Source organism: Pseudomonas sp. RGB, assembly GCF_007713445.1.
In the GTDB taxonomy this organism is placed as follows: domain Bacteria; phylum Pseudomonadota; class Gammaproteobacteria; order Pseudomonadales; family Pseudomonadaceae; genus Aquipseudomonas.
Genome location: NZ_VMSH01000001.1, coordinates 385,814 through 409,609, shown reverse-complemented (window position 1 = coordinate 409,609; position 23,796 = coordinate 385,814). Strand labels below are relative to the sequence as shown.

The 23,796-nt window shown below is 61.0% G+C and carries 23 protein-coding genes; 12 read left to right on the top strand and 11 right to left on the bottom strand.

The annotated features are described in order from the left end of the window. The first annotated feature begins 43 nt into the window (after positions 1-43). Positions 44-676 (top strand): LysE family transporter, encoded by a 633-nt coding sequence (locus tag FPT15_RS01940; protein WP_145158033.1) that lies wholly within the window; start codon positions 44-46, stop codon positions 674-676. A gap of 154 nt (positions 677-830) precedes the next feature. Here the strand turns inward: FPT15_RS01940 and FPT15_RS01930 are convergent, their stop codons facing one another. Genes FPT15_RS01930 through FPT15_RS01915 form a run of 4 tightly spaced genes read right to left on the bottom strand, consistent with a single transcriptional unit; the run spans position 831 to position 3,974 of the window. Further along, on the bottom strand, positions 831-1,571 hold the full coding sequence (locus tag FPT15_RS01930) for a penicillin-binding protein activator LpoB (RefSeq protein ID WP_145158030.1): 741 nt from the start codon (positions 1,569-1,571) through the stop codon (positions 831-833). Positions 1,572-1,574: 3 nt separating this feature from the next. After that, positions 1,575-2,162 carry a penicillin-binding protein activator LpoB gene (gene lpoB / locus FPT15_RS01925; protein WP_106575805.1) on the bottom strand — a complete coding sequence of 196 codons (588 nt, stop codon included), beginning with the start codon at positions 2,160-2,162 and terminating at the stop codon, positions 1,575-1,577. Positions 2,163-2,197: 35 nt separating this feature from the next. Further along, a complete protein-coding gene (locus FPT15_RS01920; RefSeq protein ID WP_145158027.1) occupies positions 2,198-2,569 on the bottom strand; it encodes a YcfL family protein in 372 nt (123 codons plus the stop codon). A 10-nt stretch (positions 2,570-2,579) separates the two neighbouring features. Beyond that, positions 2,580-3,974: a COG3014 family protein gene (locus FPT15_RS01915; RefSeq protein ID WP_145158024.1), complete on the bottom strand. Its 1,395-nt coding sequence runs from the start codon at positions 3,972-3,974 to the stop codon at positions 2,580-2,582. Between the two features lie 256 nt (positions 3,975-4,230). Here FPT15_RS01915 and FPT15_RS01910 point away from each other — a divergent pair, with 256 nt between their 5' ends. Beyond that, positions 4,231-6,126 carry an FTR1 family protein gene (locus tag FPT15_RS01910; protein ID WP_145158021.1) on the top strand — a complete coding sequence of 632 codons (1,896 nt, stop codon included), beginning with the start codon at positions 4,231-4,233 and terminating at the stop codon, positions 6,124-6,126. A gap of 2 nt (positions 6,127-6,128) precedes the next feature. Further along, a complete protein-coding gene (locus tag FPT15_RS01905) occupies positions 6,129-6,584 on the top strand; it encodes a YaiI/YqxD family protein (protein ID WP_101273534.1) in 456 nt (151 codons plus the stop codon). 226 nt (positions 6,585-6,810) lie between these two features. On the opposite strand, the gene elbB is transcribed toward FPT15_RS01905, so the two are convergent. Continuing rightward, on the bottom strand, positions 6,811-7,476 hold the full coding sequence (gene elbB / locus FPT15_RS01900) for an isoprenoid biosynthesis glyoxalase ElbB (protein WP_145158018.1): 666 nt from the start codon (positions 7,474-7,476) through the stop codon (positions 6,811-6,813). A gap of 116 nt (positions 7,477-7,592) precedes the next feature. On the opposite strand from elbB, the gene FPT15_RS01895 reads away from it, so the two are divergent. Next, on the top strand, positions 7,593-8,828 hold the full coding sequence (locus FPT15_RS01895) for a sterol desaturase family protein (protein ID WP_145158015.1): 1,236 nt from the start codon (positions 7,593-7,595) through the stop codon (positions 8,826-8,828). On the opposite strand, the gene FPT15_RS01890 is transcribed toward FPT15_RS01895, so the two are convergent. Then, the gene (locus FPT15_RS01890; protein ID WP_106576073.1) at positions 8,809-9,456 is read right to left on the bottom strand and encodes a DedA family protein; all 648 of its coding nucleotides are present in this window, start codon (positions 9,454-9,456) and stop codon (positions 8,809-8,811) included. The genes FPT15_RS01895 and FPT15_RS01890 overlap by 20 nt on opposite strands. Before the next feature lie 208 nt (positions 9,457-9,664). Between FPT15_RS01890 and hemB the strand changes: the two genes are divergently transcribed. Next, complete coding sequence (gene hemB, locus FPT15_RS01885; protein WP_145158012.1) at positions 9,665-10,678, top strand: porphobilinogen synthase; 1,014 nt, start codon at positions 9,665-9,667, stop codon at positions 10,676-10,678. 18 nt (positions 10,679-10,696) lie between these two features. Then, the gene (gene ppk1 / locus FPT15_RS01880) at positions 10,697-12,919 is read left to right on the top strand and encodes a polyphosphate kinase 1 (RefSeq protein WP_106575798.1); all 2,223 of its coding nucleotides are present in this window, start codon (positions 10,697-10,699) and stop codon (positions 12,917-12,919) included. Positions 12,920-13,057: 138 nt separating this feature from the next. Here ppk1 and ppx read toward each other — a convergent pair whose 3' ends face one another. Then, the gene (gene ppx / locus FPT15_RS01875) at positions 13,058-14,560 is read right to left on the bottom strand and encodes an exopolyphosphatase (protein ID WP_106576072.1); all 1,503 of its coding nucleotides are present in this window, start codon (positions 14,558-14,560) and stop codon (positions 13,058-13,060) included. A gap of 483 nt (positions 14,561-15,043) precedes the next feature. Here ppx and FPT15_RS01870 point away from each other — a divergent pair, with 483 nt between their 5' ends. The 4 genes from FPT15_RS01870 (at position 15,044) to FPT15_RS01855 (ending at position 19,563) form a co-directional block, all read left to right on the top strand. Further along, the gene (locus FPT15_RS01870) at positions 15,044-15,691 is read left to right on the top strand and encodes a DUF1120 domain-containing protein (RefSeq protein WP_145158009.1); all 648 of its coding nucleotides are present in this window, start codon (positions 15,044-15,046) and stop codon (positions 15,689-15,691) included. Between the two features lie 123 nt (positions 15,692-15,814). Beyond that, positions 15,815-16,513: a fimbria/pilus chaperone family protein gene (locus FPT15_RS01865; RefSeq protein WP_372241432.1), complete on the top strand. Its 699-nt coding sequence runs from the start codon at positions 15,815-15,817 to the stop codon at positions 16,511-16,513. A gap of 70 nt (positions 16,514-16,583) precedes the next feature. Then, the gene (locus FPT15_RS01860) at positions 16,584-19,022 is read left to right on the top strand and encodes a fimbria/pilus outer membrane usher protein (RefSeq protein ID WP_256676311.1); all 2,439 of its coding nucleotides are present in this window, start codon (positions 16,584-16,586) and stop codon (positions 19,020-19,022) included. Next, positions 19,012-19,563 (top strand): hypothetical protein, encoded by a 552-nt coding sequence (locus tag FPT15_RS01855; RefSeq protein ID WP_145158000.1) that lies wholly within the window; start codon positions 19,012-19,014, stop codon positions 19,561-19,563. Before FPT15_RS01860 ends, FPT15_RS01855 begins: the two co-directional genes overlap by 11 nt. Here FPT15_RS01855 and FPT15_RS01850 read toward each other — a convergent pair. From FPT15_RS01850 to FPT15_RS01835, 4 genes are read right to left on the bottom strand one after another with little or no spacing between them, the layout of a single operon-like run. Beyond that, the gene (locus tag FPT15_RS01850; protein ID WP_106575793.1) at positions 19,535-20,272 is read right to left on the bottom strand and encodes an amino acid ABC transporter ATP-binding protein; all 738 of its coding nucleotides are present in this window, start codon (positions 20,270-20,272) and stop codon (positions 19,535-19,537) included. The genes FPT15_RS01855 and FPT15_RS01850 overlap by 29 nt on opposite strands. Beyond that, positions 20,259-20,909, bottom strand: coding sequence for an amino acid ABC transporter permease (locus tag FPT15_RS01845; protein ID WP_145157997.1), 651 nt, complete (start codon positions 20,907-20,909; stop codon positions 20,259-20,261). The genes FPT15_RS01850 and FPT15_RS01845 overlap by 14 nt, the downstream gene beginning before the upstream one ends. Further along, on the bottom strand, positions 20,906-21,574 hold the full coding sequence (locus FPT15_RS01840; RefSeq protein WP_064454658.1) for an amino acid ABC transporter permease: 669 nt from the start codon (positions 21,572-21,574) through the stop codon (positions 20,906-20,908). The genes FPT15_RS01845 and FPT15_RS01840 overlap by 4 nt, the downstream gene beginning before the upstream one ends. 17 nt (positions 21,575-21,591) lie before the next feature. Beyond that, positions 21,592-22,377, bottom strand: a complete 786-nt coding sequence (locus FPT15_RS01835; RefSeq protein ID WP_106575791.1) for a transporter substrate-binding domain-containing protein — start codon at positions 22,375-22,377, stop codon at positions 21,592-21,594. 255 nt (positions 22,378-22,632) lie between these two features. On the opposite strand from FPT15_RS01835, the gene FPT15_RS01830 reads away from it, so the two are divergent. After that, entirely contained in the window at positions 22,633-23,328 is a 696-nt protein-coding gene (locus tag FPT15_RS01830) for a FadR/GntR family transcriptional regulator (RefSeq protein WP_145157994.1), read from the top strand. A gap of 121 nt (positions 23,329-23,449) precedes the next feature. Next, the gene (gene trxA, locus FPT15_RS01825) at positions 23,450-23,779 is read left to right on the top strand and encodes a thioredoxin TrxA (protein WP_106575789.1); all 330 of its coding nucleotides are present in this window, start codon (positions 23,450-23,452) and stop codon (positions 23,777-23,779) included. Positions 23,780-23,796: the final 17 nt, after the last annotated feature.

Genomic DNA, 23,796 nt, shown 5'->3' with positions numbered 1-23,796 from the left:
TTAGTTTTAGGCTCAATCGCTAACTCTCCCTCTGAGGTGTGTAATGGCACTCGACACATGGCTGGCCTTTTTTGTGGCCAGCTGGATCATTTCCCTGTCCCCCGGCGCTGGCGCCATCGCGTCGATGTCCAGCGGCCTGCAATACGGTTTCCTGCGCGGCTATTGGAATGCCATTGGCCTGCAACTGGGCCTGGCGATGCAGATTGCCGTGGTCGCGGGCGGCCTGGGTGCCATCCTGGCGGCGTCCTCGAACGCGTTTTATGCGATCAAATGGTTTGGCGTGGCGTACTTGGTGTACCTCGCGGTCAAGCAATGGCGCGCGCTGCCCATGGACATGAGCGAAGATTCGGCCATACGCCCGATCGGCAAGCCGCTGGCGATGATGTTCCGTGGCTTCCTGGTCAATGCCAGCAACCCCAAGGCCCTGGTGTTCATGCTGGCGGTGCTGCCGCAGTTCGTGAACCCGCAGGCGCCACTGCTGATCCAGTACCTGATCCTGGGCGCGACCATGATCAGCGTCGATATGATCGTGATGGCGGGCTATACGGGGCTGGCGTCGAAGGTCTTGCGCCTGCTGCGCACGCCTAGACAGCAAAGACGCATGAACCGCACCTTTGCCGGGTTGTTTGTGGGGGCTGCGGGTTTCCTGGCCAGCTTGCATCGCGCAACGACCTAAACCGCGATTCAACTGAAGGACCCCAATCAAAAATGTGGGAGCGGGCTTGCTCGCGAAAGCGGAGTGTCAGTCACAGGATGTATTGACTGATCTACCGAATTCGCGAGCAAGCCCGCTCCCACAGTGGTTTTGCGTCGTCTGTGAACGCTTTGGCTCAGCGCAGAATCTTCGGCGCTTCATCCCTGGGCAGATTGTTGCGCAGCGCAGGCTTGCCGGGGTCTTGATACCCGCCGCCCAGCTGCTCTGCCAGTTGCCTGGCCACATCCTCACCCAAGGCTTTCGACACGTCCCTTACCACCCGTGGCCGGTTCAGGCTCACGCGCACATCACGGCTGTTCACCAGCTTGGTGTCCTGGCCTTCGCCCATCGCGGTAAACGCCGAGGTGATCTCGAAGGTGCGCGTGTTGATCAGGCTGAAATCCGCCACCAGCGTCAGGCCCAGCACGGCCGAGTAGCTGTTGGTGTGGTCCAGGGCGTTGATGTCCTGGGTGAAGTCGATGTCTGACAGGGTGCCGAACAGCACGTAGTCGGCGCCCTTGAAGTTGCCGGCCTTGATGCGCTTGATCACGTCGTACACATCGCCCTTGGCGTCGGCGGTGTAAGGCGTGCCCTGTACCAGTTGGAACTGGTGCGACTTGAGAATCTCGCCCTTGATATCTCCGCTGAATTTACGCAGCTCGGCCTGCTCGATGTAGCTGGTGCGGCTCTCATACTCGCTGTAGCTCGACGCACCGCTGGCCTGATAGGCGCTGGCCTGGAAGTTGTTGCTGGCCGAGACCGCGTGGATGTACTCCTCGACGCGCGCCTCGTAGGCAAGGTCAGTCACCGCGATCTTCGGGGCGGCCGAGGCGCCAAAGGCGCACAGCAGGCCGATCATGCCGATCCATGCACGCATTGCTCAGCGCTCCGTGGTTTTGCGGATTTCTTTCTCGTCCATCCATTCGGCCAGGCCGCTCTCGACGTCGATCAGCTGCAGGCTGAATTTGTAGAAGACGTCTTTGTAGTCCGAGCTGCGCTTGACGATGGAGCTGATGGAGCCTTCCAGGCGGTACTTGGCGGCGACCATATTGCCGGTCTTGCTGACGGTGGCTTTTTTGTACAGGCCGCTCTGGTTTTGCAGCTTGAGCTGGTCAACCTGGCTTTGCATATCGGTGTTGTCGCTGGCGAAGCGCGCAGTGCCGGTCTTCATCAGCTGGGTCTTGATCGACGTGGTGATCTCACGGGTGTCGATGTACTCGCTGGTCTTGTTCTTCACGTCATACACCTGCACGACCGGACGGCCCTGCAAGATGCCGGACTGGGCCAGGGAGCGGGTCATGCTTTCGGCGATCATCTGCAGGTCGGTCGAGCCGAACTCGTTGGTGACCAATTCCACGGCCTTAGAGTCGCCGTAGCTGATGTTCTTGCCGCCAAGGACCGGCGAGGTGTTGGAGCAACCGCTGGCCAACAGGGCAACCACGGCGAGAATCGAGACACGTGCAAACATGGGGAAATCTCTCTGAAAACTGATAGGTGAAGGCTTCAAGGCGTTTTCACTTCAAGACGAAAGTCCGCCGCCTGAGGCAGGTTGGCGATGGCCGGCAAGAACGTGGCCTGGTTGGCGTACAGGTTCAGCACTTTCCAGGTTTCTTCATCGCCCACCGGGAAACCGTCGGCGCCCAGCCAGGAAAAGCGGTAATACATCATCTGGTTGCTGCTGGTGATGTTGCTCAGCTGCACCTTGGCCGTGAGAAAGCCATTTTCTCGGGCCACACGAATGGCACCGACCGCGATGCCTTTGAACGTGCCCATCACCACGATTTTGCTGGCGGCGCTGCCAGGCTCCGGCGGCGGCGGGGTGGCGCAGCCGGCGAGCAGGACCAGCGCCAGGGCGCCGAGAATGAAATGACGCATAGCGTGCTCCTTAAGGTTGTTTGAGGGCGATGGCCTGGTTGGCAGCACTCGGCACCACATGGGCCGCGAGGCCACCGGCGAATACTTGGTTGCCGACCACGCGCAGGGTGATCACCTGATAGCGCTGGTCGGCCTTGACCGTCACCAGCGTGCCGCCCAGGGCGTTGGGCAGGCTGACCTGGTGGTCGCCGTGCTTGAGGCGCAGTCGCGTCACTTGGGTCAGGTCCGGCAGCGTGCGCCAGGTGCGCGTGTCGGCGCCTTCGGTCACGGCCGAGGCGATGCCCAGCACCAGGCCCGCCATGGGGTTGGTCTTGTTCAGGTTATTCTGCGCCACGCCACGGCTGACCGCACGCACGGTGGTGCGCAGGATGATCCCCGGCATGTCATCACGCAGGGCGCGGCGCGACATGGCCGTGGTGCTGTTGAGTGCGGTGAGGTTCTGTTGCTTGCCGTCCACGCCGACCTGGGCAAAGGTCGCGGGGGAGTTGTCGGCCTTGATCACCGGGAACGACAGCGGGGTGATCACCAGGTTGCCATTGATCGGGATCGGCAATGGCAGGCGGATCGAATCACGTGCCGGTGCCAGGCCGCTTTGGACCACGATCAGCACGTCGGTCTCATCGGCGCCGACCTTGGACTTGTCCAGCTCAAGCAACGCCTGCTCCAGCAGCGGCGTGTTGGGGCGCAGTTCGGCGGCCTTGCGGTAGCCGGGCGCAGCCAGGTCTTTTTCGCCGAGGGCTTCGTAGACAAAGCCTGCCAGGTAATGGCTGAACGCACTCTGGTAGCTGTTTTTCAGGCCGACCACTTCCGGCGCGTCCAGTGCTTCCACCGGGTAGCCGCGCAGGTCTTTGATCTGAGTGGTGACGCCTTGGCGCTCGGCTTCGTTTTCGCGCTTGAGGTATTCCTTGTCGCGCAGGTCGGCGATCACCGCTTCGCGTTCGTGGGTCTTCTTGATCTCGGTGCGGGCACCGTCGAAGTCGTTCACGGCCAGCAGGTTCAAGGCCATCTGGGTGGTGAGCATGACTTTTTCGTAGTCATAACCTTCGTAGCGACGCACTTTGTCGTTGACCAGGAAACTGCCGAACTGGGCGAGGTACTTTTCGCTGTCGAATTTGACTGACTCTTCCCACTTGTAGACTTGCAGGTCGGCGCTGCGCCAGGCGGTCTGGCTGCCGGTGAGGTCGCCCTTGGCGCGCAACAGCTCGCCCTTTTCGAAGAAATAGAGCAGGTCTTTGTCGTCGCCGGTATTGTTTTTTTCCAGCAGGGTCAGGGCACCGTCGACATTGCCGGTAGCCAGCTGTTGGTTGGTGGCTTGCAGCTCAGTGTCGTAGCTGCGAAACATCGAACAACCGGACAGCAAGGTCAACGCCGCGAGTGCGAGCGGAGTTAAGGCGCGAAATGCCATACAAACTTCTTCCCTGAAAATAATCAGCCGATGTGCCTATTCCTCATAAAAACGAGGAATCAAATTCCCTTTCGCAATAACAGGGCGCGGCATTATAGGCGCCATTACTGGCAAAACAATGGCTTTTTGCTCCGTTTTTTGTGCGATTGCCATCATGTCGACGGCGATATTTCCATCGCCTTATCACTGACGTCTTGAGTCAAACCCCTTAACGTTAAACAATGTGTTACTTCGCATTTCCCTTTGAGATTCATTCATGACTGCCCTTTACCGTTTTCTCGCCTGGCTGCTGCTGCCGGCGCTGATGTCGTGCAGCTTTAATCTGTTGGCGGCAACTGCCGAGGGCGCGCCTCAAGCCTTGCATCTGCTCGATTACATCGGTGCCGACTACCCGCCATCGGTGGACGCGGGCAAGGTCGTGGATGAATCCGAATACCGCGAGCAGGTGGAGTTTCTTGGGGTATTGCAGGGCCTGGTAGCGGATTTACCCGAGAAACCCGAACGCGCCGATTTGATAAAGGGCGTCAATGAATTGCTGGCGGCGGTGACCGCGCGTGAAGAGGGCACGACCGTCGCCCACCAGGCCCGTCAGTTAGGTGCCAAGTTGGCAGTGGCGTACGAGGTCAGTCAGGCTCCGGCGATCACCCCAGACCCCACGCGTGGCGCACCGCTCTATGCCCAGCACTGCTCGGTATGCCACGGCACTGCGGGCGCCGGTGATGGCCCGGCCAGCACGGGCATGACGCCGCCGCCCGCGAACCTGCGTGACGCCGCGCGCCTGGACCGCCTGAGCCTCTACGCGATCTACAACACACTCGGTCTGGGCGTCGAGGGCACTGACATGCCGTCTTTCGCCGACCAACTGGACGACCGTCAACGCTGGGACCTGGCGACCTACATCGCCGGTTTCACCGCTAACCCGGCTGCGGCAAACAGCGAACAACCCTTCAACCTTGCCGACCTGGCCCGCCAGACCCCCAATGAAGTGCTCGCCGCCAGCGGCCCGGCCGCCGCTGCGACGTTCCGCGCCCAACGTGCGCAGCCGCCGCAGGTCAAGCGTGGCCCGGCGCAGTTGCTCGATTACACCGCGACCACGCTGGACAAGAGCCTCGCCGCGTTCCGCAACGGTGATCACGAACAGGCCTACGACTTGTCGGTAGCCGCCTACCTGGAAGGGTTTGAGCTGGTGGAAAGCTCGCTGGACAACGTCGACGCCAACGTGCGCAAGGACACCGAGAAAGCCTTGATGGCCTACCGGCAGTCATTGCAGGACGGCCTGCCGATCGAGCAGGTGCAGCAGCGTCTGGACGTGGCCAAGGGCAAACTCACTGAATCTGCCGGCTTGCTGGGCAGCGATGGCTTGAGCTGGTCGTTGAGTTACATCTCCGGCCTCCTGATTCTGTTGCGTGAAGGTCTGGAAGCGATCCTGGTGCTGGCGGCGATTCTGGCTTTCCTGCGTAACACCGGCCAGCAATCGGCGGTGCGCAGCGTCAACGTCGGTTGGGGCCTGGCGCTGTTGGCCGGCCTGGCGACGTGGGCATTGGCGGCGTATGTGATTGACGTCAGCGGCGCCCAGCGCGAATTGCTTGAAGGCTGCACGGCACTGTTTGCCAGTGTGATGGTGCTGTGGCTGGGCGTGTGGATGCACGACCGACGCCACGCGGCGGCCTGGCAGGATTACATCAAGAGCAGCCTGGTGGGCGGCGGCGGGCGCTTCGGGTTTGCCATGCTGGCGTTCTTCTCGGTGTACCGCGAGCTGTTCGAAGTGATCCTGTTCTACGAAACCCTGTGGCTGCAAGCCGGCCCCGCCGGGCACAACGCGGTGCTGGCCGGTGGCGCCACGGCGCTGGTGCTGCTGGTGGGCCTGGCGTGGGTGATCCTGCGCGGCTCGGCGAAGCTGCCCTTGGCATTGTTCTTCGGCATCAACGCGGCGCTGCTGTGTGCGCTGTCGGTGGTGTTCGCCGGGCATGGCGTGAAGGCCTTGCAGGAGGCCGGCATCTTCGGCACACGGCCGGTGGCGTTCTTTGACTTCGACTGGCTGGGCATCCACGCCGACGCGTATTCGTTGAGTGCGCAGGCCGTGGCGATCCTGGCGATTGTGGTGCTGTACGGCCGCAGCCGCCTGGCAGAAAAACGCCGCGTGGCAGCCTGACCATGCGCGTGTGGATCGATGCAGATGCTTGCCCACGGGCGGCCAAGGACCAGGTGGTGAAATTCGCCCTCAAGCGCCAGTTCGAGGTGGTACTGGTGGCGGGGCAAAGCCAGATCAAACCGAGCTTTGCTTGTGTGAAGTTGATCGTGGTGCCCAGCGGCCCGGATGCGGCGGATGACTACCTGGTGGAGCACGCCGTGCCCGGTGAGCTGGTGATTTGCAGCGATGTGCCCTTGGCCGACCGGCTGGTGAAGAAGGGCGTCACGGCCCTTGACCCTCGCGGCAAGGAATTCAGCCCGGCCAACATGAGCGAACGGCTGGCGGTGCGTAACCTTTTCACGGATCTGCGCGAGCAGGGCCAGATGGGCGGAGGCCCGCCGCCCCATGGGGAAAAGGATAAGCAGGCGTTTGCCAATGCGTTGGACAGGATATTGACCAAGTTGATGCGCGAGGCCTGACGTTGGCGAGCAGTGTTCTTGTGGCGAGCGGGCTTGCCCCGCGTTGGGGGGCGAAGCCGCCCCAAAACTTCACGCCGCAGATTAACTGACTGACCGCGTTGTCTGGATTGGGGCTGCTGCGCAGCCCAACGCGGGGCAAGCCCGCTCGCCACAACAAGCCCGCTCGCCACGAAGAGCCTGCCTGCCACAACGGTGGGCTAACCACCCTTAAGTGTTCGGGACGCGCTCAATCATTTTCGTGGGTCAATTCCAGCACCCGATCCACGAGTTTGTTGATACCTGAGGCCACCTCACTGATGTTCTTGCCAAGCATGTAGGCCGGGGTGCTCACCAGTTTGCGCGGGGTGTCCTCGACGATGTCTTCCACTGTGCAGTCGCGGTGGGTGGCGCCCATCTTGTCGAGGGCAGCGGCGGTGTCGGCGTCGTTGCCGATGGTGCACGTCACGCCTGGGCCGTAGATTTTCGCGGCCAGTGCCGGCGAAATGCAGATCAGCCCCACCGGCTTGCTCGCTTCGGCGAAGGCTTCCGCCAGCGCCAGCACCTGCGGGTTGACGCTGCAACCCGCACCTTCCACGGCAAAGTTCGACAGGTTCTTCGCCGCGCCAAACCCGCCGGGCACGATCAGCGCATCGAAATCTTCGGCGCGGGCCTCACGGATATCTTTCACGTCACCCCGAGCAATCCGCGCCGACTCCACCAGCACGTTACGCGACTCGGGCATCTCTTCGCCGGTGAGGTGGTTGATCACGTGATGTTGCGCGATATCCGGCGCAAAACATTGGACCTGGGCGCCTCGCTGGTCCAGGCGCAGCAAGGTAATCACGCTTTCGTGGATCTCTGCGCCGTCGTACACGCCACAGCCGGAAAGGATCACTGCAATCTTTTTGCTCATGAGTATTTCTCCCTATTTCATGGCGTTAAATGTCTACTAATTTGTCATCTGTTGCCAATGGGATCTCGCGCCGCTACACCTAATCTTGATCTAACAAAAACAGACCGGACTAGCCCATGGACTTCGTGCCTTACGCGGTACCGTTTTTCATTGCCTTGATCGTGGTTGAACTGCTGGCCGACCGTTGGCGCGGCGCGCGCAACTATCGGGTGGCCGACGCCATCAACAGCCTCAGCACGGGTGTGCTGTCCACCACCACGGGCTTGCTGACCAAGGGGGTCGGGCTGCTGACTTACGCCTTCGCCCTCAAGCACCTGGCGTTGGTCGAGCTCTCGGCCCAGAGTGTGTGGACCTGGGTGTTCGCCTTTGTGTTCTACGACTTCTGCTACTACTGGCTGCATCGCTGCGGCCATGAGCGCAACATCCTGTGGGCCGCGCACTCGGTGCATCACCAGAGTGAGGACTACAACCTCACCACCGCCTTGCGCCAGACCAGCACCGGCTTCTTGCTGAGCTGGATTTTCTACCTGCCCCTGGCCGTGGTGGGCGTGCCGCTGGTGGTGTTTATCAGCGTGGCCTCGCTCAATCTTCTGTATCAATTCTGGGTGCACACCCGTCACGTGCCCAAGCTTGGCTGGTTCGAATGGTTCTTCGTCACACCGTCCAATCATCGGGCTCACCATGCACAGAACGCTCTTTACATGGATCGCAACTATGGCGGCGTGTTCATTATTTGGGACCGGCTGTTCGGCAGCTTCCAGGAAGAAGACGACAACGAACCGGTGATCTTTGGCGTGACCACGCCCTTGGCCAGTTGGAACCCGCTGTGGGCCAACCTGCAGTTTTATGCACAGTTGTGGAGTGATGCGCGGCGTACCGAGCGCGGGTGGGACAAGCTGCGCATCTGGTTCATGCGCACCGGCTGGCGCCCGGCGGACGTGAAGGCCAAGTACCCGCTGGCCAAGCCCGACTTGAGCCAGTTCCGCAAATTCGAAGTGCCGCTGGACGCACGCCAGCAGGTCTACGTTGCCCTGCAATTTGCGGCATATGTGGGGTTTGGCAGCTATCTGATGAATGCAGGCGAAGGGCTGCCCACGGCGGCGTTGATCCTGGGCTGGAGCGCGATGGCGTTAGGGTTGTTCACGCTGGGCGTGGCGTTGGAGAATCGCCCCTGGGCCCTGAAGGCTGAGCTGGTGCGCCTGGGGCTGAATGTACCGTTGGTATGGCTGGCACCGCTGGTCGGGCTGTGGCCGGCCAGCAATTTGGGCTGGCTGGGCCTGGTGAGTTACAGCTTGCTCAGCGTGATCGGTCTCTACTGCTGCAGAGACCGGCTTACTCGATTGGCGTCTTAGGTGCGTCGACCTTGGCGGGCTCGGCGAGTTGCTCTGCGGCCAGCCGGGCCTTGGCATCTTCGCAGGCCTGGCGGGCAATGCGCGCGTTCTTGAAGCGGCGACGCAGCCACAGGCCCAAGCCCAGCAACAGCAGTGCGCCCAACACCCACAGCTCATATTTCTTAATGCTGCCGAGCATGCCTTCCAGCACCGCGCCAAAATGATAAGCCGCAGCGCCCAGCGCCGCCGCCCACACCGCAGCGCCAATGCCGTTGAGCAGCAAGTAGCGCAAAGGCGGGTAACCGGACAAGCCAATCGCCACCGGCATCACGGTGCGCAGCCCGTAGACGAACCGAAAGCTCAACACCCAGATATCCGGATGCTTGCGGATGTGTTCCAGCGCTTTGTCGCCCATCAATTGCCAGCGCGGCTTGCGCGCCAACAGTTTGCGGCCATGCTTGCGCCCCAGGAAGTACCACAGCTGGTCACCGGCATAGCTGCCAAAGAAGGCAACGACCACCACCAGGTTGATATCCATGTATCCACGGAACGCCAGGAAGCCTGCGAGAACCAGAATGGTTTCGCCTTCGAAGAACGTGCCCAGGAAGAGCGCAAAGTAGCCGAAGTCATGCAGAAATTGTTGAAGCATGGTCTGGGGTGCTGGCGAAATGAACGCGCAGCCTACGCCTTCGTGGACATTCATGAAAGTATCGAGATGTGTCACGAAGTGAACAATTCCTACATATGCGACGAATGCGACTGCAGGTCGCATCGATAAGCACAACTGTCATTCCTTCGTCATAATGGCCGCTTATAACTGCAACGCTCGCCCGTAAACACGGGCTCAGGAGTCTGTCGTGAGCTTTACCCCTGCCAATCGCCTGTTCCCTGCTACCCGCCTGCGCCGCAATCGCCGTGATGATTTTTCTCGTCGTCTGGTGCGTGAAAACGTGCTGACGACGAACGATCTGATCTTGCCGGTGTTTGTGCTGGACGGTGAAAACCGTCGGGAAGCAGTGGCATCGATGCCAGGTGTGGAGCGCTTGACCATTGATCAGCTGCTGATCGAAGCGGCGAACTGGGTGGAGCTCGGGATTCCGGCGCTGGCGCTGTTTCCAGTGACGCCCTCTGAACTCAAGTCGCTTGACGCTAGCGAAGCCTGGAACCCGCAAGGCATTGCCCAGCGTGCTACCCGCGCGCTGCGCGAGCGTTTCCCGGAGCTGGGTGTGATCACCGACGTGGCGCTGGACCCGTTCACCACCCACGGCCAGGATGGCATTCTTGACGAAGACGGCTATGTTCAAAACGACATTACCGTCGATGCGCTGGTCAAACAGGCGCTGTCCCACGCAGCCGCTGGCGCCCAGGTCGTCGCGCCGTCGGACATGATGGACGGTCGCATCCAGGCGATTCGCGAAGCCCTGGAACTGGCCGGCCACGTCAATGTGCGGATCATGGCCTACTCGGCCAAGTACGCCAGCGCCTATTACGGGCCTTTCCGCGATGCGGTGGGCTCGGCACTGAACCTGGGCAAGGCCAACAAGGCCTCGTACCAGATGGACCCGGCCAACAGCCAGGAAGCCCTGCACGAAGTGGCGGCGGATCTGGCTGAAGGCGCCGACATGGTGATGGTCAAGCCAGGGATGCCGTACCTGGACATCCTTTATCGGGTCAAAGAGGAATTCAAAGTGCCGACCTTTGTCTATCAGGTCAGCGGTGAATACGCGATGCACATGGCCGCGATCCAGAATGGTTGGTTGAGTGAAGCGGTGATCCTCGAATCCCTGACTGCCTTTAAACGTGCCGGCGCTGATGGCATTCTGACCTACTTCGCCGCCCGCGCCGCCCAATTGCTTAGAGAGCAACAATAGCCCTCACAGGAACACTCAATGAATACCGAAGGACTCTCAGAAGTTGCCGTAAAAGACGCTCACCCGGTGGTGGAACAAGTCACCGAAACCCCGCCGGAGCTGGAACCCGCACCGCCTGCCGTGGTGGCCGAAGCGCCCGCGCCGGCCCCGGTGGTCGCGGTCACCAACCTGGATGACAGCAGCCTGTACATCCACCGCGAGCTGTCACAACTGCAATTCAACATTCGCGTGCTCGAGCAGGCGCTGGATGAGTCCTACCCGCTGCTGGAGCGGCTGAAATTCCTGCTGATTTTCTCCAGCAACCTGGACGAGTTCTTCGAGATCCGCGTCGCCGGCCTCAAGAAACAAATCACCTTCGCCCGCGAACAAGCCGGTGCCGACGGCCTGCAGCCGCACCAGGCCCTGGCGCGCATCAGCGAGCTGGTGCACGGCCATGTCGACCGCCAATACGCGATCCTCAACGACATCCTGCTGCCGGAGCTGGAAAAACATCAGGTCCGCTTCATCCGTCGCCGGCACTGGACCACCAAGATCAAGACCTGGGTGCGCCGTTACTTCCGTGACGAGATTTCACCGATCATCACCCCGATTGGTCTGGACCCGACGCACCCGTTCCCGCTGCTGGTGAACAAGAGCCTGAACTTCATCGTCGAACTGGAAGGCATCGACGCCTTCGGCCGCGATTCAGGCCTGGCGATCATCCCGGCGCCGCGTCTGTTGCCACGAATCATCAAGGTACCGGAAGAGGTGGGGGGCGCTGGCGACAACTATGTATTCCTGTCGTCGATGATCCACGCGCACGCCGATGACCTGTTCCAGGGCATGAAGGTAAAGGGCTGCTACCAGTTCCGCCTGACCCGTAACGCCGACCTGGCGCTGGATTCCGAAGACGTCGAAGACTTGGCCCGCGCCCTGCGCGGTGAGCTGTTCTCGCGCCGCTACGGCGACGCGGTGCGCCTGGAAGTGGCCGACACTTGCCCTAAACACCTGTCGGACTACCTGCTCAAGCAGTTCAACCTGGCCGAGTCCGAGTTGTACCAGGTCAATGGCCCGGTGAACCTGACGCGCCTGTTCAGCATCACCGGCCTGGACAGCCACCCGGAGCTGCAATACACGCCGTTCACTCCGCAGATCCCGAAACTGCTGCAAAACAGCGAGAACATCTTCAGCGTGGTGAGCAAGCAGGACATTCTGCTGCTGCACCCGTTCGAGTCCTTCACCCCGGTGGTCGACCTGCTGCGCCAGGCCGCCAAGGACCCGCATGTTCTGGCTGTGCGCCAGACGCTGTACCGCTCCGGCGCCAACTCGGAAATCGTCGACGCACTGGTAGACGCCGCGCGAAACGGCAAGGAAGTCACCGCGGTGATCGAGCTGCGTGCGCGCTTCGACGAAGAGTCCAACCTGCAACTGGCCAGCCGTCTGCAAGCGGCCGGTGCGGTGGTGATCTACGGCGTGGTCGGTTTCAAGACCCACGCCAAGATGATGCTGATCCTGCGCCGCGAAGCCGGCGAGATCGTGCGTTACGCGCACTTGGGCACTGGCAACTACCACGCCGGCAACGCCAAGCTCTACACCGACTACAGCCTGCTGACCTCCGACGACGCCTTGTGTGAAGACGTCGGCAAGTTGTTCAGCCAGCTGATCGGCATGGGCAAGACCTTGCGCATGAAGAAGCTGCTGCACGCGCCGTTCACGCTCAAAAAGGGCATGCTCGACATGATTGCCCGCGAGACCCAGTTCGCCCTCGACGGCAAACCGGCGCACATCATCGCCAAGTTCAACTCGCTGACCGATCCGAAGATCATCCGCGCGCTGTACAAGGCCAGCCAGTCCGGTGTGCGCATCGACTTGGTGGTGCGTGGCATGTGCTGCCTGCGTCCGGGCATCGCCGGGGTCTCGCATAACATCCACGTGCGATCGATCATCGGCCGCTTCCTGGAGCACACGCGGGTGTTCTACTTCCTCAACGGCGGCGAAGAGCAGATGTTCCTCTCCAGTGCCGACTGGATGGAGCGCAACCTCGATAAGCGTGTAGAGACCTGCTTCCCGGTGGAAGGCAAGAAGCTGATCATGCGCGTCAAGAAAGAGCTGGAAAGCTACCTCACTGACAACACGCACAGCTGGAGCCTGCAGTCGGACGGCCGCTACGTGCGCAACACGCCGACCGGCAACCAGAACCCGCGCAGTGCGCAGGCGACGTTGCTGGAGAAGCTGGGTAGCCCGATTCTTGCGGTGAACTAAAGCCAACGCGCTCTGAACATGTGGGAGGGGGCTTGCCCCCGATGAAGGAGTGTCAGTCAACAGATTCATTGACTGGTCCACCGCCATCGGGGGCAAGCCCCCTCCCACATGTGTTTTTGCAGTGTTCTTTAGATCGGCTCAGCGCAGGTTCAGGCTGAACCCCACCCGCGTCAGCCATTCCGCTTCCTGGGCGAAGTCCGCCTGGGTCAGCTGGTTTTCATCCAGCCAGCCTTTGGGGAACACCACGTCCAGGCTGTCGCCGTGGGCGCGCAGGGTTACCTGGGGCATTTCCTGGGTGCCGCGGATGTGGTGGAACAGGATCGCAAAACGCAGCAGCACGCACAGGCGAATCAGCTTGCTACCTTCGCTGCCGAAGTCGGCAAACTTGTCCTTGGGAATGTTGCGGCGATGGCCACGCACCAGCAGGGCGAGCATCTGTTGGTCTTCGCGGGAGAAACCGGCGAGGTCCGAGTGCTCGATCAAGTAAGCGCCATGCTTGTGGTAATGGTAGTGGGCGATGTCCAGGCCTACTTCGTGCACCTTGGCAGCCCAGCCGAGCAGCTCGCGCCACACGCCGTCTGCCAGGTCCCAGTCCTCGGCCACCTGGTCGAAGGCATGCAGGGCCTTGCGCTCCACACGCGCGGCTTGTTCGAGGTCGACGTGATAGCGCTCCATCAACGAGCTGAGGGTGCGTTCACGCACGTCTTCATGGTGATGGCGGCCCAGCAGGTCGTAGAGCACGCCTTCGCGCAGGGCGCCGTCGCAGTGGTCCATGCGCTGCAGTTCGAGGGCGTCGAAAATCGCCTCGAGAATCGCCAGGCCGGCCGGGAAAATGGTGCGCCGATCAGGCTTGATACCGTCGAAGTCGATTTTCTCTGCGTCGCCCAGCTTGAACAGTTTGCGCTTGAGCCAGGCCAGGCCTTCGGCGTTGACCTCACCGGTGCCATGGCCGCCGGCTTTGAGGGCCAGGCCGATGGCGCGGATGGTGCCGGATGAGCCGATGGCTTCATCCCAGGTCAAGCGATGCAGGGCGTGTTCGATGCTCATGATTTCCAGGCGCGCCGCGGTGTAGGCCTGGGCATAGCGCGCCGGGGTGATCTTGCCGTCCTTGAAATAACGCTGGGTATAACTGACGCAACCCATCTGCAGGCTTTCGCGCAGCAGCGGTTCGAAACGCTGGCCGATGATGAATTCGGTACTGCCGCCGCCGATGTCCGCTACCAAGCGTTTGCCGGGGGTGTCGGCCAGGGTGTGAGAGACGCCGAGGTAGATCAGGCGCGCTTCTTCGCGGCCGGAAATGACTTCTACCGGGTGCCCGAGGATGGCTTCAGCGCGGCGGATGAATTCGCCGCGGTTGCGGGCTTCACGCAAGGCGTTGGTGCCAACGATGCGCACAGCGCCCAAGGGCATGCCGTTGATCAGTTGGGCAAAGCGCTTGAGGCAATCGAGCCCGCGCTGCATGGATTCTTCATTGAGCTGGCGCTCGTCGTCGATCCCGGCAGCCAGTTGCACTTTTTCGCCGAGCCGCTCGAGGATGCGGATTTCGCCGTTCTGGGCCTTGGCCACGACCATGTGAAAGCTGTTGGAGCCCAGGTCGATAGCGGCGATCAAGGACAGATTCTTGGCTTGGGATTGCGGCATGGTTTGGGGGTCTCGGTCGATAACCTGACCATCGTGCCACGATCGAACGCTGGCGCCAACGCGTTGTGCTTCAGTAATTTGCCTGATGCTGTCTGTGGGGAATTCATGTGGGAAATGTAGGCCGGTTTTGTAAGCGTGCGACGAATAAGTCAGTCGATGATGTAGGCATTTTGGCTTTTGTAGTGTTCAAGACGGATTCTGAATTTGCCTACAATGGCTGAGTCGCTGTTCTCTTAGTTTGTTTTGTTATGGACTACCTTGTTATTAACTGAGAGCCACTGTTTATTTTCATCACTCTGACAATAACTGATGTGTTGTCCGATTTTTTAATGAGGTACCAAAGCGACAGACTGTCACTCGGCAATGTTGCCTGGGTGTTATTTATTTATCGTTATGTATGTCCGGGAAGATAAGTGGTTGGGCGATGGATTCGCCAGAACGCGAATAAACAGCGCCTGTTAACTTCGTAGTGACAGGACAAAAATGAAAACAATTGTTGGTTTGACTCTCGGTATCGCCTGCCTGGCTGCAACCCTGACCGCTCAGGCGACCACCAGCGCCCAGCTGGTCGTCAGGGGCACGATTACACCCGCCGCCTGTAACCTCAGCCTGGCCGGCAGCGGCATCATTGATTACGGCACGATTCGTTCCGGCGAATTATCCCAGACCGCGTTCAACACGCGCGAAGAGAAGACCACTTCCCTGGTGGTCAATTGCGGCACAACGCCGGCGAGGTTCGGTCTCTCCTTCACCGACCTGCAGGCGGGCAGCAAAGTGCCAGGTGTCCTGGGCCCAGGCTTTACCGAGGCGCAGAATTTCGGTCTGGGTTCCGTAGGCGCTCGGCGAACCGGTGGCTATTCGGTCACGCTCAGGGATCTGCGTTCTGCCGGTGTGGCGCTGTACCCCATCCTGCGTAATGGCGCCGGCGTTTGGTTGAGCAGCGATGGCAAAGTTGCTCAATCGCCTGCTCAGTATTCATGGCGCAATAGCACCACCTTTACGCCGGCCTCTATTAACCAGTTGACCGGCACGCTTGCGGTGAAGGCGGTCATTAACCGTGCGCAGGATCTGGACTTGAGTCGCGATGTCTCCCTTGATGGGCGCGCCACACTGGTATTGAGTTACATCTAAACAGCGCAAAACAGCCAATCAAGAAACTGACACTTTCTGGTTGGCTGTTTTTTTGTGGGCGTTTAACTGCCCATTGTCAACTTTGTCGGTTGTGGGGGACGTCGAGTGCGTGGGTTTTCAATCATAAGTTTTATAGTGTTTTGGAGTGCAAGTGCCTGTGGTTTTTTTACCGGTGTTGCACAGGCGGACGGCATGCTGCCGGAAACAACGGTGGTGATGCTTTATGAGGAAGAGGGCGAAGCCACAATAAACATCAAGAACACCGATGCAGGGCCGGCGTTGCTTCATTCGGTGGTGGAGAACGTGCCCGAGGACCAGCAGCTGCTGTTGATCGTCACCCCGCCCATCACGCGAGTGGAAGCGGGCGACACGCAGTTGGTGCGTTTTATCAGCACCCAGAGTGAGCCGCTCAAGACCCAACGCCTCAAGCGCGTGTCGTTCGAGGGCATCCCCCAGGCGCGCACGGCGGGCGGTGCGACCATCGGTATCACCCTTCGGCAGAATTTGCCGCTGATCCTGCACCCCAAAGGTTTGCCTCGGCACTCAACACCCTGGGAGCTGCTGAAGTGGAGGCGGACCGGGCAGGGCCTCACGGTCCATAACGACAGTGCCTATGTGGTGCGCCTGGCGCCGCAGGTGCGGCTGCTTCCACAAGGCGCCCCGGCCACGTTGCCGCGCGCCTACCTTTTGCCCGGTGAAGCACTGACCGCACAGGTTGATGGCCCACTGGACGGTATGGCCGAGGTCGAGATCCAGCCCGCCACGGTCTATGGGTTTTCGGTAGAAAACTACCGCGCCCCGATCCATACCGATGAGGGTTGATCGGCCGATGATTAACCCTTCGAGTCACCGCATTGCGGCATTTTTTGGGTCTGGCAGGCCCACCTTGATCATGGGGTTTGCAGCCCTTTGGAGCTTGCCCGGCGTTGTTTCTGCGCTGGAGCTGGGAGAGGGCTTTGACCTTGCGGCACTGACAACCCACGGTATTGACCCAAAGGTCTCCGACTACTTTCGCAGTGCAGCGCGCTTTCGTGAAGGTGTCCATGTGGTGGGCCTGCGGGTCAATGGAAACCCGCTTGGGCTGGTGGATGCACGTTTCGATCACGAGGGGCGATTGTGTTTTACGCCTGGGCTGCTGGAAAAAGCCGGGCTGGTAAAGCCGCGCGAAATCCTCCGCGAAGGCGCTACACCGGACGCGACCTGTCATGACTTTCTCGCTGCGTTCCCGACCACAATGCTGAGGTTGCGTCCCGGTACCGAGGAAGTGACGCTGGTTGTGCCGACCCAGTCATTGCGTGCGCCGCAGTGGGAGGCCGGGCCCTTTTCCACGGGCGGCGCAGCAGCGCTGTTCAACTATGATGTGCTGGGTTTTGACAGTCATTCGCGCAGTGGGCCCAGCCGGTTCATCTCGGCCTACACCGAGGCAGGTTTCAACCTTGAGGATTGGGTGGTTCGCAGTCGCCAGTTCTATGTGTCCGACAACGGCAAGACCCGTACCGAACACCTTTACGCTTTTGCCCAGCGGGATGTTGCTGCGTTGCAGTCGACTTTCCAGGTCGGCCAGATCTCCAGCCATAACCCGTTGTTTGGCGGGGTCCAGTTGTCCGGGCTGCAGTTTTACCCTGATGGCCAATCCCGTGTCGCTGCGGGCGGCAACAATGCGGTGGTCGAAGGCCTCGCCCAGAGCCAGTCGCGGGTTGAAGTGCGCCAGTCCGGCGCGTTGATCCACAGCACGTTGGTGCCCGAAGGCCCGTTCAGGCTTGCAGGGTTGCCTCTGCTCAATGCCACCAGTGACCTGGACGTCAGCGTGATCGATGTGCGCGGTGTCAGGCGCAGCTTCGTGGTGCCGGCGGCTTCGTTTGCAGGGGCTGGCCCGGCGGCGCCTGGTTATTATTTTTCGGTTGGCAAGCTGCGCAAAAACACCCTCGAAGAGGGGCCGTCACCGCGGGTCGCCATGGCCAGCGGCACTTGGGGGCTGGGGCGCGATTCGTCGGCGGGCTTTGGTTTGTTGAGCGCCGATGACTATGGGTCGGCGGGCGGCACCCTGAGCAGCGTGTTCATGCAGCGGGTTTCCGTGGGGGCACGTCACAACCTGTCGCGAGACAGCAAAAACGCAGTGTCCGGGTCGCGCAGCAGCGTCTCCGTGAGCAGCCCGGTGCTGGCCAATGTTGACGTCAACCTCAGTGCGACCACCCAGACCCAGGGTTATCGTGAGGTCACTGAAGCCGGCCGCGTCGCCCGGCCCGACGAATTGGGTTCGCGCTTCAAGAACCAGTACACGGCAGGCATGAGCTGGGCCGATCCCATGCTGGGTGTGTTCTCGCTGGGCTATACCCGCAGCGCTCAATTTGACGGGCGAACGAGCGAGCATGTGTTCACCTCGTGGAACAAGTCATTCAGCCGCGCCGATGTCGCGTTGATTGCCGATTCGCAAGTGGGCGGCACGCGGTCGGATCGTGACGTCACGCGTGCAGGCAACCGGCGCGAACGGGCGCTGGACAACGACCTGTCCGTGCGGTTGCAGGTCAGCGTGCCATTGGGTGGGGACCGTCGTGTGCACAGTTACACCAGTCGTCGCGGTGATCAGTTCACCGCCGGCACATCGCTCAGCGAACGGGTCAACGAGTATGTGAATTACGAAGTGGGCGTCGAGCGCGACCTCAAGGCCCGGCAGGCATCGGTGCGCGGGCAGGTGGACCTGCTGCCCCGTTATACCCGGGTCGGCCTGGGTGTCAGCCGCGACCCGCAGGGCACCAGTTACACCGGGCAGTTGCAAGGCGGCGTGGTGGCTCACGCAGGCGGGCTGACCTTTTCGCCTTACCCCGTGCAGGACACCTTCGGCATCGTCTCTGTGGGGGATATCGGCGCGGCCAAAGTCGAGACCCCCCAAGGCCCCGTGTGGACCGATTTCAGTGGGCAAGCCGTGATCGCAGGCCTGCCGGCCTACACCAACAGCCGGGTCGAGGTGCAGACCCCATCCTTGCCCAGGCGCGTCGACCTGAAAAACGGCACGCAGGTGCTCACGGCGGGCCGTGGATCCTTCAATGCCGTGGATTTCGATGTGGTGAAAGTGCGCCGTATTTTGCTCACTGCAAAGGATCAGCAGGGCCGGCCATTGCCTCAAGGTGCCTCGGTGTTTGGCAGGGGCGATCGCTTCCTGACCAGCGTGGTGGGCGAGGGCATGGTGTTCCTCAATGACGTCAATGAGGCGCAAAGCCTGCGTGTTTCATTGCCGGACGCTTCCACCTGCCTGCTACGCATTGACCTCAAGAGCCAACCCGACAATGACAAGTTCTATGAAACCACCTCGGCGGTGTGCCATGGCCGTTAAGCTTAAAAGCGTGCCCTGGGTCATGCTCTGCGCACTGCTCGCGACGCCTGATGCCCGGGCTGAAAATTGCCGGTTATCGGTGAGCCAGCCGCGCATAGACTACGGCGTTATTCGCAGGGAGGCGCTCGTTGAAAGCCCTTCCATGGCGCTCGGCACTCGCTCGTTGAGCGTGAATGTACTGTGTGCTGAGCCCGCGGCAATCGCGTTGCGTTTTATCGGCGTGGCTGCCGATGGCGAGGGCTTTCGTTTTGGGCGCCAGGGGCGTTTGCGCCTGAACCTCAAACACGCCCGTTTAGATGGGCAGGCCGTCGGCTGGGCGCTCGCGCACTCACCCGGCGAGACGGTCAGCGGGCACCTGTTGCCCGGCCAGACGTTGATAGCGCGAGTGGCCGGGGGGCCGAGGGCAGGGCGTCAATTGACAGCCCAGGTCGATATCGACACCGACCTGGCTGCCGACGCCTTCCAGGTGCGTAGCGAAACACACCTTGAGGCGCAGGGCAGTTTCGAACTGGTCAGCCCGGCTGTTCCACCGAGCCAATGAAGTTGGCGAATTCGGGCGTTTTGGGGTTGGCGAACAATGTCTTGGGGTCGCCCACCTCATGCACTTTGCCTTGGTGCATGAACACCAGTTTGTCGCCGACTTCCCGGGCGAAGCGCATTTCGTGGGTCACCATGATCAGGGTCATGCCGTCGTTGGCCAGTTGACGCACCACGCTGAGCACTTCATTGACCAGTTCAGGGTCCAGGGCCGAGGTGATTTCGTCGCACAGCAGCACCTTGGGTGACATGGCCAGTGCGCGCGCAATGGCGACGCGTTGCTGCTGGCCACCGGACAGGCGATCCGGAAAGGCGTCGAACTTTTCCCCCAGCCCGACGCGCTCCAGCATCTGCCTGGCGAGCTGTGCGGCTTTGGCCTTGGGCACTTTCTGCACCACTTGCGGCGCGAGCATGACGTTTTCGCCCACGGTCAGGTGCGGGAACAGGTTGAACTGCTGGAACACCATGCCGACTTTCTGACGCAGGCTGCGCAGGTCGGCGCGCGCGGCATCGAGGTACTCGCCATCGACTTCGATCACACCGTCGTTGATCGATTCCAGGCCATTGAGGGTACGCAGCAAGGTGGACTTGCCCGAGCCGCTGCGGCCGATGATCGCCACCACCTGGCCTTCTTCGACTGTCAGGTCGATGCCCTTGAGTACGTGGTGATCGCCGTAATACTTATGCAGGGCGGAAATTCTAAGCAGAGGCATGCAGTCTCCTTTCCAGGTAGCGGGCACTGAGGGACAAGGGGTAGCAGAGCAGGAAGTAACCGAGGGCCACCAGGCCGTAGACCATGAAGGGTTCGAAGGTGGCGTTGGCGAGCATGCCGCCGGTCTTGGTCAGTTCGGTAAAGCCAATGATCGAGGTCACGGCGGTGCCTTTGACCACCTGCACCGAGAAACCCACGGTGGGTGCCACGGCAATCCGCAGCGCTTGGGGCAGGATCACGTAGCGCAGTTGTTCAAGCGGGTTGAGTGCCAGGCTGGCCGACGCTTCCCATTGCCCGTGGGCGATGGACTCGACGCAGCCGCGCCAGATCTCGGCCAGGTAGGCGCTGGTAAACAGGGTCAGGGCAATGGCCGCCGCCAGCCAGGGCGAAATATCCACGCCCAACAGGGCGATGCCGAAAAACACCAGGAACAGCTGCATCAACAGCGGCGTGCCCTGGAACAGTTCGATATAGATGCGCGCAATATTGCGCGCGAAGGCTTTGCGGCTGATGCGCATGGTCATCACCAGCAGACCGATCAGGCCGCCGCCGACAAACGCCACCAGCGACAGCAACAGGGTCCATTGCAGGCCAACCGCCAGGTTGCGCACGATGTCCCAGAACGAAAAATCACTCATCGGCTGTTCCTCATCACAAACCGCCGGCCGATCCAGTTGAGCAACTGGCGAATCATCAACGCCATGCACAGGTACACCAGCGTGGTCAGCGCGTAGGTTTCAAAGGCGCGGAAGTTGCGCGACTGAATAAAGTTGGCGGCAAAGCTCAGCTCTTCGGTGGCGATCTGCGAACACACGGCCGAGCCGAGCATCACGATGATGATCTGGCTGCTCAGGGCCGGCCACACCTTGCCCAGCGCCGGCAGCAGCACCACGTGGCGGAACGCCTCGAAACGCGTCATTGCCAGTGCGGCAGCTGCTTCCAGCTGGCCGCGAGGGATGGCCTGGATGCCGGCGCGGATGATCTCGGTGGAGTAGGCCCCCAGGTTGATCACCATCGCCAGCACGGCGGCTTGCCATTCGGTGATTTTCAGCCCCAGCGAGGGCAGGCCGAAGAAGATGAAGAACAACTGCACCAGAAACGGCGTGTTGCGGATCAACTCGACATACACACCGAAGAACCACGCAAACGGCTGGATCTTCCAGGCCCGCACCACGGCGCCGACGGTGCCCAGGGCCACCCCGAGAATCGCGCCGATGGCCGTCAGCTCAAGCGTGAACAGCGCGCCGCGCAACAGCAGGTCGGTGTTGGCGAGCACAGGCATAAAGTCAAATTGATACGCCATGAATCAGCTCCGTCGCTTCAAAGGTCGGCGGGCAGCGGCTCTTTAAGCCACTGCATCGCATTTTTCTCCAGGCTGCCGTCGGCTTTGGCCGCTACCAGGATCTGGTTGACCTTCTCCAGCAGCGCCGGCTCGTTTTTGTTCACGCCCACGTAGACCGGCGAGTCCTTGAGTTTCACTTTCAGCGCCGGCACGCGTTTCGGGTTGCGCTCGCTGATTGCCACCATCACCACGTTGCCACTGGCGATCAGGTCGACCTGGCCGGCCAGGTAGGCGGCGATGGTCGAGTTGTTGTCTTCGAAGCGCTTGATCGTGGCTTCCTTGGGCGCAACGGCGGTCAACTCGATGTCTTCGATGGCGCCGCGGGTCACGCTGATGGTCTTGCCCTTGAGGTCGTCGGTGGTGCTGATCGGCGCGTCAGGCGGACCAAACACCGCCAGGTAGAAAGGGGCATAGGCCTTGGAGAAATCGATGACTTTTTCCCGCTCGGCGTTCTTGCCCAGGCTGGAAATCACCAGGTCGACCTTGCCGGTGGTGAGGAAAGGAATGCGGTTGGTGCTGTTGACCGGCGTCAGCTCCAGTTTGACCTTGAGCTGGTCAGCCAGCAGCTTGGCGGTGTCGATGTCCAGGCCGCGGGGCTTCATGTCGGGGCCGACCGAGCCGAACGGCGGGAAGTCTTGAGGCACGGCGACCTTGAGGGTGCCACGGGCGACGATGTCGTCCAGACCATTGGCCTGGGCGGGTGCCTGGCTCAGCATCAGGCTGGCAAACAGGGCAGTGAGCAGGGCGCTGTAGCGCTTGGTCATGGCAACTCTCCGAAAAAGGCGAAGGGATTTTCTGATTTTGCTCAGTGCACAGCCCATGCCATCACCGCTGGTATCGCCTGCAGGGCCGGGATTTATTGAGGTGTGGTGGTCTTACTGGTCTGAACAGTGCTTGCGCTTTTCGCACCTTTTTCGAGCGCCGGTAAAAGCCCGCGAGCCCCTTTGGGGCGTGGCTTGCCGCCGGCTGCGAATAGCTTTACAACTAGCCGCTCAGTTGTCTGGAACTATGAGTTTTTTATGAATTCCATCGCCCAAGCCGTACCGGAAGCGGCCCTGCAGGCCATCCGCAAACTGATCAAGGAGCAGGGCTTTGCAGCGGGCGATGCGTTGCCCTCACAGCGCGACCTGGCGGTGCAGTTGGGCGTGAGTCGGGCATCGCTGCGCGAGGCGTTGTCGTCATTGAGTGCCCTGGGCGTGGTCAGCGTGCAGCCGGGCAAGGGTGTGTTTGTGCAAGAGGTGCAGGAGGCGCCGGGTTTTGCCTGGCCTTTCGCCGCCCAGGCCACACCGCTGGATATCTTCCAGCTGCGCTATGCGCTGGAGGGTTTTGCCGCCGGGCTGGCGGCCGTAACGTTGAGCATCGATGAGTTGGACAGCCTGGAAGACAATGTCGAGGCGATGCGCAAGGTGCTCAAGGCCGGCGATTTTGAAGCCGCTGCACGGCTCGACTTCGAATTTCACCAGCGGATTCTGCTGGCCAGTGGTAACCAGGCGATGGTGAGCATTCTGAGTGCCAGCGCCGAGGTGTTTTTGGAGAGCCAGAAACTACCGTTCATCCGGCCGGAACGAGCCATGGAAACCTGGCAGGAGCACCGCAAGATACTGCGTGCACTGGCTCGGCGCGCCAGTGCGCAAGCACAGAAAACCATGCAGGAACACGTACGCAATGCGGCATTGCGCACTGGCATTGCCTTCGTGACTCCCGTGACACCGTAAGTTGAGCTATACCCAAACTCATGCGTCACCATAGCAAGAGTCAATCAGAGGCGGCTTCCTGAACGGGGGAAGGGCGGCTATGATGGGCCACGTTTTTTTTGCTTACAATCCGGAGACATCCATGAGCAACGATCTTATCAAGCACGTCACCGACGCGAACTTTGAGGAACAAGTACTCAAGGCTCAAGGCCCGGTCCTGGTTGACTACTGGGCTGAATGGTGCGGCCCTTGCAAAATGATCGCCCCTGTTCTGGACGACATTGCAACCACCTACGACGGCAAGCTGACCATCGCCAAGCTGAACATCGACGATAACCAGGAGACTCCGGCCAAGCACGGCGTGCGTGGTATCCCGACCCTGATGCTGTTCAAGAACGGCAACGTCGAAGCCACTAAAGTAGGCGCGCTGTCCAAGTCCCAGCTGCAAGCTTTCCTCGACGCGAACATTTAATCGTCGCCAAAAAAGCC

Coding starts and splice junctions, on each gene's coding strand:
- FPT15_RS01835 (WP_106575791.1), bottom strand. CDS start 22,377: ATGACCAAGCGCTACAGCGCCCTGCTCACTGCCCTGTTTGCCAGCCTG.
- FPT15_RS01870 (WP_145158009.1), top strand. CDS start 15,044: ATGAAAACAATTGTTGGTTTGACTCTCGGTATCGCCTGCCTGGCTGCA.
- FPT15_RS01915 (WP_145158024.1), bottom strand. CDS start 3,974: ATGGCATTTCGCGCCTTAACTCCGCTCGCACTCGCGGCGTTGACCTTG.
- trxA (WP_106575789.1), top strand. CDS start 23,450: ATGAGCAACGATCTTATCAAGCACGTCACCGACGCGAACTTTGAGGAA.
- FPT15_RS01830 (WP_145157994.1), top strand. CDS start 22,633: ATGAATTCCATCGCCCAAGCCGTACCGGAAGCGGCCCTGCAGGCCATC.
- FPT15_RS01895 (WP_145158015.1), top strand. CDS start 7,593: ATGGACTTCGTGCCTTACGCGGTACCGTTTTTCATTGCCTTGATCGTG.
- ppx (WP_106576072.1), bottom strand. CDS start 14,560: ATGCCGCAATCCCAAGCCAAGAATCTGTCCTTGATCGCCGCTATCGAC.
- FPT15_RS01930 (WP_145158030.1), bottom strand. CDS start 1,571: ATGCGTGCATGGATCGGCATGATCGGCCTGCTGTGCGCCTTTGGCGCC.
- ppk1 (WP_106575798.1), top strand. CDS start 10,697: ATGAATACCGAAGGACTCTCAGAAGTTGCCGTAAAAGACGCTCACCCG.
- lpoB (WP_106575805.1), bottom strand. CDS start 2,162: ATGTTTGCACGTGTCTCGATTCTCGCCGTGGTTGCCCTGTTGGCCAGC.
- FPT15_RS01850 (WP_106575793.1), bottom strand. CDS start 20,272: ATGCCTCTGCTTAGAATTTCCGCCCTGCATAAGTATTACGGCGATCAC.
- FPT15_RS01940 (WP_145158033.1), top strand. CDS start 44: ATGGCACTCGACACATGGCTGGCCTTTTTTGTGGCCAGCTGGATCATT.
- FPT15_RS01920 (WP_145158027.1), bottom strand. CDS start 2,569: ATGCGTCATTTCATTCTCGGCGCCCTGGCGCTGGTCCTGCTCGCCGGC.
- FPT15_RS01910 (WP_145158021.1), top strand. CDS start 4,231: ATGACTGCCCTTTACCGTTTTCTCGCCTGGCTGCTGCTGCCGGCGCTG.
- elbB (WP_145158018.1), bottom strand. CDS start 7,476: ATGAGCAAAAAGATTGCAGTGATCCTTTCCGGCTGTGGCGTGTACGAC.
- FPT15_RS01845 (WP_145157997.1), bottom strand. CDS start 20,909: ATGAGTGATTTTTCGTTCTGGGACATCGTGCGCAACCTGGCGGTTGGC.
- FPT15_RS01855 (WP_145158000.1), top strand. CDS start 19,012: ATGGCCGTTAAGCTTAAAAGCGTGCCCTGGGTCATGCTCTGCGCACTG.
- FPT15_RS01905 (WP_101273534.1), top strand. CDS start 6,129: ATGCGCGTGTGGATCGATGCAGATGCTTGCCCACGGGCGGCCAAGGAC.
- FPT15_RS01840 (WP_064454658.1), bottom strand. CDS start 21,574: ATGGCGTATCAATTTGACTTTATGCCTGTGCTCGCCAACACCGACCTG.
- FPT15_RS01860 (WP_256676311.1), top strand. CDS start 16,584: ATGGGGTTTGCAGCCCTTTGGAGCTTGCCCGGCGTTGTTTCTGCGCTG.
- FPT15_RS01890 (WP_106576073.1), bottom strand. CDS start 9,456: ATGCTTCAACAATTTCTGCATGACTTCGGCTACTTTGCGCTCTTCCTG.